The organism is Acinetobacter sp. YH12039 (assembly GCF_013420015.1).
Lineage (GTDB): Bacteria > Pseudomonadota > Gammaproteobacteria > Pseudomonadales > Moraxellaceae > Acinetobacter > Acinetobacter amyesii.
This window is the reverse complement of the sequence record NZ_VOZA01000026.1, coordinates 41,994-48,875: the sequence shown is the minus strand read 5'-3', so window position 1 is coordinate 48,875 and position 6,882 is coordinate 41,994. Positions and strand designations below refer to the sequence as shown.

Below are 6,882 nucleotides of genomic sequence, written 5' to 3'. Positions count from 1 at the left end.
ACTGAGGATCAGAAAGCTTGTTTGAATCGATGTATTTCATCCGCAGATTATGCACGAATGCTAAGAAATCCGGAGTGCAAATATTAACCAAAAAGAAGATCGTTTTTTGATTTATGAAAGAGATCTAATATTCAAACTATAATTAACTATACATCCATAAAAAATTAAAATCATTTTCAGGACTTTACAATGAAAACATACTTTTCGATGCTTTTTCTAAGCTTGGCCTTAGCCGCATGTAGCCAAACACCTGCGCCTGATTTTTCAGGGGAATGGAAACAAACACCTGACACGGAGAGCCTACGCAAACTTTCCATTAGCAAACAAGGCGATGACTACCAAATTAAAGACGAATTTTGGCTCGATAAAAATAATACTGAGCGCACTTCTAGTGCTTCATCCAGTATGGCCGAAGTGAATAATGATGTTTTGAAATATAAAGAGAGCAATAGCATTGAAATGAAACTCAGTGATGCAACTCACCTCACTCTGACAGATAAAGCATACGATGCTGTTATTCATTTTGAAAAGATTAACTAAAGCAAAGCCCCGAGTCCTTGCACAGGCTTCGGGGCTTTTTTTATAATTCACACCGACTATTCAGACGCTTCATTGGTTACACGTAAAACCTCTTCTATCGTGGTTTTACCTGCCAAAACTTTACGCAATCCATCATCACGAATTGAACCCGCATTTGCACGTACATGATTTTCTAACTCAAACTCAGCAGCATTTCCATGAATCAGACGACGTGTTTGCTCATCAATTGGAACGATTTCATAAATTGCGGTACGCCCTGTAAATCCAGTATGCGAGCATTGTTCACAGCCTTTAGGTTGTGGCAATTTTAATTCGGTCGATGTATCGAGATGCTTAAATAAGTCTTTTTCAAAATCATCGGCATCATGCCAAGTCGCACAGTGACGGCACAAGGTTCGAACCAAACGCTGTGCCACCACACCGATCAGTGAGCTTGAAAGTAGAAAAGGTTCAATCCCCATGTCTTTAAGACGGGTCACTGCACCGATTGCTGTATTGGTATGCAGCGTTGAAAGTACTAAATGGCCTGTTAATGATGCCTGTACTGCAATTTCAGCAGTTTCTAAATCACGAATCTCACCGACCATCACCACATCTGGGTCTTGGCGAAGCATAGCTTTTAATGCACGAGCAAAGGTCATATCCACTTTGGTATTGACCTGCGTCTGCCCGATCCCTTCAAGTTGATACTCAATTGGATCTTCCGCAGTCAAAATATTTTTTGAACCATCATTTAGATCAGACAATGCCGCATATAAGGTTGTGGTTTTACCCGAACCCGTTGGTCCCGTAACTAAAATAATGCCATGCGGACGATGTACCAGTTGTTTCAATCGATCATAGTCATGCTGCATCAAGCCCAAATGGGTCATGTTTAAACGCCCAGCTTGTTTATCGAGTAAACGCATCACCACACGTTCACCATAGGAAGATGGTAAGGTTGATACACGAACATCAACTTCTCGGCCCGCCAAACGTAGTGAAATACGACCATCTTGTGGAATTCGCTTTTCTGCAATATCGAGTTTGGCCATGACTTTGATACGTGACACCAACAGTGGTGCTAGTTCACGACGTGGCTGCACAATTTCACGTAACTGACCATCGACACGTAAGCGGACAGACAGCTTTTTTTCAAAAGATTCGATATGAATATCTGAAGCCCCGACACGGATCGCTTCAGACAATAAGGCATTGATTAACCGTACAATCGGCGCATCATCCTCCTGATCCATCAAATCTTCAGCTTCTGGTACAGAGTCCGCAAGGCTAAGTAAATCAGGATGATCTTCCAGACCCGCTGCCACTTGTTGAGACTCACCGGTGTCTCCGGCAAAGCTTGCACTGAGTAATTGATTAAATTCTTGCTCGCTACATAATTGATATTGTGCAGGATGCCCTAAATAGCGACGTGCTTCCTGTAAAGCCAACAGTGGCGTGCTGTCACGACGTACAATAAAAGCTTGATCACCCTCATATCGAAGCAATACGCCATGACGTTTGGCAAAACTATATGGTATTTGTAATTGTTTAAGTACTTGCATCACGCATTATAATGATGAAAAAAGTTGTTTTGAGTGTACTCTAAGCATCTGACAGCGTGAAGTCTGTTTTTAGGATTTATCAGGACAAGGGATATACGCATTGCCATTAGAAAATGATTTAACTGAAAAGGAATCCCCAAAACGTAAATGGTGGGGGGAATATCAATTTGAACTGAATCACCCGCGCAGTTGGCAGTTTGGGTCTTTATTGTTTCGTGTGACGCGCGGCATGCAAGAGTGGCGTATGGAATATCATCGCCCGACCTTTCAGTTTGACTATGAGCAACAATGGCATCCGATACAAGACCCTGAATTTGGTTTTCCACAACCCATTAAAATGGAACGTTATATGTTCCGCCAAACGCATGACAAAATTCAAATCATGCCACGTTTGGCCGATCGTTCTGTGGTGATTAAACCGGTCGATCCGATTTATATTCCTGCGGGACAGCGCGGAACACTGTATATAAGCACACCGCTGTGGATTGCTGGCTTTGTCGAAGGTCTTAGAGAACCCTTGTTTGATATACCTGTTATTCTACCAAAAGATACCTGGTTTGGTCCGAATCATCGAATGGGTGAAATTTGCTATGCCACAGCAGTTGATGGTCGTACAGAACTTAAACAACTCAAACCTCGTGCTTTTCGTGCTGTAACCCCTATTGAGTTTCATAACGTGAGTAATCAACAGATTCGCTTTGACCGTATGAATGTCCCTGTACCGGCTTTGCCATTATTTTATAGTGAAAGTACAGGACGTTTATGGACTTCACAAATTCGGGTCGTGCATGAGGGTCATGACAAACCGCCGCGGGTCAAAATTGAAAACCGTACACCGCCACAAGCCGGTGACGTGACTTATCTGCATCCGCCACGCGAGTCAGCCAATGTACTATTCAATATGTTTGATTCATTTTTCTAACGGTGAGCCATGGCAGATTTAAATATTTCGACAGAAATTACCAGCAGCCTAAAAGGAATGGTCGCCAATCTCAATACCGATCGGCTGACAGAATTATTGGTGGCTGTTTTACTGGCAGTCATCGGCTTTCTGATTGCACGTTTTATCTCAAACACCTTTATCCGCACTGTAGGTATGCGTTTCAATGCCCATCAGCAGTTGGTTTGGCGTCGCGGGATTTTCTATTTCATCTTTTTAATCTTTGTGATGGCAAGTTTAAAAGAAGCCGGCTTTAAACTCAGCGTCTTCTTGGGTGCAGCAGGTATTTTAACGGTCGCACTGGGTTTTGCCTCGCAAACGTCCGCATCTAACCTGATCAGCGGGATGTTCTTGATCGGTGAAGGGTCTTTTGAGGTTGGTGATACCATTCAATTGACACTGATTCGCGGGCATACCATTGAAGGTGAAGTGATCTCGATTGATTTACTGTCGGTCAAATTACTCACGCAAGACAATGTCTATGTCCGTTTGCCGAATGAACAACTGATTCGGGCACCTGTACATAACCTGTCTAAGTTTCCAATACGGCGTATTCCAATTACCCTTGCAATTAACTTTCATGAAGACATCATCAAAGTCCGTGAAGTTCTATTAGATGCCGTTAGTAAATATCCATTGGTCTTGGCCGATCCTAAACCTGCCGTGACCGTCACTGCCTTTCGTGAATCTTCCATTGAGCTGCTTTTTGCTATTTGGTGTCAAAGAGAGAATTTCCTGAAAGTCCGTGATGAAATGCAGGAACGGATTCGTAATGCCTTTGTCGAAAATAAAATTGAAATCCCAGTCCCGAAAATGGGTTTTGTTGACCACCCGCTTTCTACACAAGCAAGCGATGCTAACGTCGATCAATATGCCAATGCGCAAGAGATTCAACGAGAGCCTCAACTCAAATAATGGTCTATCGACTTGATATGAAAGGCTCTGCATATCTTCAAATGTGCAGGGTTTTTTTATCATGTACTTTTATAGCCATCGACCTGTACAGCTTAGTGATCTCGTACCTTTAAGAATTTCATCATGGTTCAACCTTGTCATTCGGCATGGGTGCAATATAGGCAATCAAAAGCATGGCAAAACCTGCCGCCATAAATGAAATCACTCGCATGAGAGTGCCGACATGAGATAAATCCAGCAAGACCAATTTCAAAGTAACCAAGACCAAAATACTGCCACCAAGTAGCCAAACTGAACGTAATTGGCGCTGAGTGGCAAAGCGCATACTCACCAAAGCCAATAACACCCACAGCACGGTAAAACTTAGTTGAATGGTCTCATCGCTCCAAATGTCTAAACTGTTATAAGGCGTATCCAGATACCTATGTAAGGCACGAAGCACGACATAGCTACTTAACCAAAGTAGCCCAAGGACACTCAACACGGCAGCCAAGCTACGATCTAAACCAGCTTTTAACTGTTGATTCAACATCCATAAAAAAGCCGCTAACAACAGCAAACTCACAGCATCAAAAGGATTTAATATGGGCAAGATATATCCCACAAAGGCCTGCTGACTAAATAATTGCGAACTAATGATCCAACTCAAAGCCAAAAACAAACTGCTACGCGCTTGCCAAAACATTTTCCAGACCGGTTGCTGCGCTTGCCAATAACACCATGCACAAAATATCAGCGGCAAAATTACCACACTGATATACGGCATACTGGGTATCAGCGTCAGACTGGTCCACGCCAAGCTACTCAAAATTCCGAGACTGACCCATTCTTTTTCTTCACGCACACCGAGTAATGGTCGTAGCCAAAGCAGCGTCAAGCTCAGCCCAGCGAATGCAAAATAAATCTGCTCCATCGCTGAATGCCAAAGTAACTGACCGTTCTCACTCACTGAAATAACTTGGTACAGCCCCATCACATAAACAGGCACTAGACCCGTCCACTTAATGATGGACCAACTCCACGAAGCTTTTCGTTTTAACAAGCCTTCATTCACCAACAGATAGGCCACACTGACAATCAATAGACTCAAAGCCAATTGATGACTACTCTGCAGCCGATCTAAGAGCAACATGATGAACATAGTAGTTGCTGAGAGCATTTGCACACATTGAAAGGCAATACTCGAACTTGAAAGCTGTTTATGAAATGCAGGAACAGCGTGCGTCACGATAATGGCCGCCAAATAGCTCAAACACACGCCCCAATACATCTGTGCAGGGAAATGTGGCAGTTGAACCAAATAATACAGACTTGAACAACCCGCCATCACCAAGAGCGCCATGCCTAAATAACGGCTGATATTGGACTGCTTGTATAAAGCATATATAAATATCAATGCACCTTCAACTGCCCAACCGACCACACTCCACTGCTCTTTCAATACTATTGGTGGAATCAATGCCAAGAAAATTAAGGTCAAACTCAAATAACTTTGTGCAATCAGTGGGATCACAGCACTACGTTTACTGATGCTATACAGCGCGGCAAATAGCGCCGCAAATAGCAAGCTATACCCCGCCTGCCATACCGTTTCCTCAAAATACATCAAATACAATGCCAGATAAGCAAGCACTGGTGCAGCAAAAATCAGTGCAATATCCAAGGCAGGTTTAAGCTGAAAATGCGCAAGATCCTGTTTCGCCAATAACTGGCTAAAACGAAAACCTAGCCAGATAAAAATCGCAGCGTGGGCTAAAACCAGCACGCTCATCATCTGACGTTCGGTGGTGTATCCGTGGTAAAAAGCATATCCACCACCCATGATTACCGTCATCAAAAATGCTATTTGATTTAGATATTTCCACGGTCTTAAAGTACTCATGACTGCAACAGCCAGATTAATTACAAGATAATAGGCAATAAATTCCGTTGCAGTTGCATCACGAACAGGCAAGGTAAATGGCGCAAGATAGGCGATCAGCATTGCCATAATTGCCAGTTCTACCGACTGTTGTTTCAGACTGAGCCAAATCGTCAATGCCATAAGTGCAGCATATAATAGACAAGCTATGCCAAAGCCCGGAATGACGGCATTGTAATAGGCAAAAAATAAAGTCAAAAACAGCGCTGCAAGACCTAGACCTTCTAGAGCCAAGGCAAAACTGCGATTTTTGGTTTGCAGCCAAAAACCCAGTCCGACAACACCTGCACTGCTCAAACTCACGATCAGCAGTTTCATGGCCAAGCTTAGTTGCCAATGCTCTGTGGCAAATCTAAGTAAGAGCACCACGCCGATCACCAAGACCAATACCGCCACTTTTAACACGGGATTGCCTTGGAAAAGCCATTGCTGAATTTGACTAGATAGATTTGGCGCAGACTTGGATGGTGTATTAGAAGGCATTGAATTGAATGATGCCTGATGTCTAGCTTTACCAACTGCCGTCGCGGGATGTACAGATGGTGTATCGTTAGAATCAAAATTTTCAGGACGGTCTATTGTCGACGCTGATATTGAAGTAGCCGTTTGGCTGGATTGCGAATGAAGCACCTGTCCTTGCAATAGATGCAGTTGACGTTCTAATCGTTTCAGCCAACGCAGAAAAAAATAGACCCACAGGCTAATCCCAATCGCAACCAAGTATCCCAGTTCTGTTAACACTCCAACGACCGTTAATAACGATGCAATATATAACGGAACCTTTGATGCCACTTGAAATGATTGTTTTGATGAGCTCAGTGCATCAGCGCCGTGCTGTAAATCATCGACATAATTCATCACACTGAGCATAAAACCAATGCCGCTGATATAACTCAGGATACGGAGGTCTAAGTACCATGCCCCGATCCCCACCATAATCAGCGACATCAACCAAATCATCTTGATTTCATTATTCTGTTTCAGCATACCTGCTTCGTCATTTTCCTGAATGTTTTGATGAT

The 6,882-nt window shown here is 43.3% G+C and carries 5 protein-coding genes; 3 read left to right on the top strand and 2 right to left on the bottom strand.

Annotated elements, in window-relative coordinates; all coding sequences use genetic code 11:
- Positions 1–189 precede the first annotated feature (189 nt).
- On the top strand, positions 190–540 hold the full coding sequence (locus FTT98_RS11570) for a hypothetical protein (protein ID WP_180040887.1): 351 nt from the start codon (positions 190–192) through the stop codon (positions 538–540).
- Between the two features lie 56 nt (positions 541–596).
- Here FTT98_RS11570 and gspE read toward each other — a convergent pair whose 3' ends face one another.
- Positions 597–2,084 carry a type II secretion system ATPase GspE gene (gene gspE, locus FTT98_RS11565; RefSeq protein WP_180040889.1) on the bottom strand — a complete coding sequence of 496 codons (1,488 nt, stop codon included), beginning with the start codon at positions 2,082–2,084 and terminating at the stop codon, positions 597–599.
- Positions 2,085–2,184: 100 nt separating this feature from the next.
- Here gspE and FTT98_RS11560 point away from each other — a divergent pair, with 100 nt between their 5' ends.
- Both FTT98_RS11560 and FTT98_RS11555 read left to right on the top strand, forming a co-directional pair.
- Positions 2,185–3,006: a hypothetical protein gene (locus tag FTT98_RS11560; RefSeq protein WP_180005043.1), complete on the top strand. Its 822-nt coding sequence runs from the start codon at positions 2,185–2,187 to the stop codon at positions 3,004–3,006.
- Positions 3,007–3,015: 9 nt separating this feature from the next.
- Complete coding sequence (locus FTT98_RS11555) at positions 3,016–3,939, top strand: mechanosensitive ion channel family protein (protein WP_180007243.1); 924 nt, start codon at positions 3,016–3,018, stop codon at positions 3,937–3,939.
- A gap of 121 nt (positions 3,940–4,060) precedes the next feature.
- Here FTT98_RS11555 and FTT98_RS11550 read toward each other — a convergent pair whose 3' ends face one another.
- On the bottom strand, positions 4,061–6,847 hold the full coding sequence (locus FTT98_RS11550; protein WP_180040926.1) for a DUF2339 domain-containing protein: 2,787 nt from the start codon (positions 6,845–6,847) through the stop codon (positions 4,061–4,063).
- Positions 6,848–6,882: the final 35 nt, after the last annotated feature.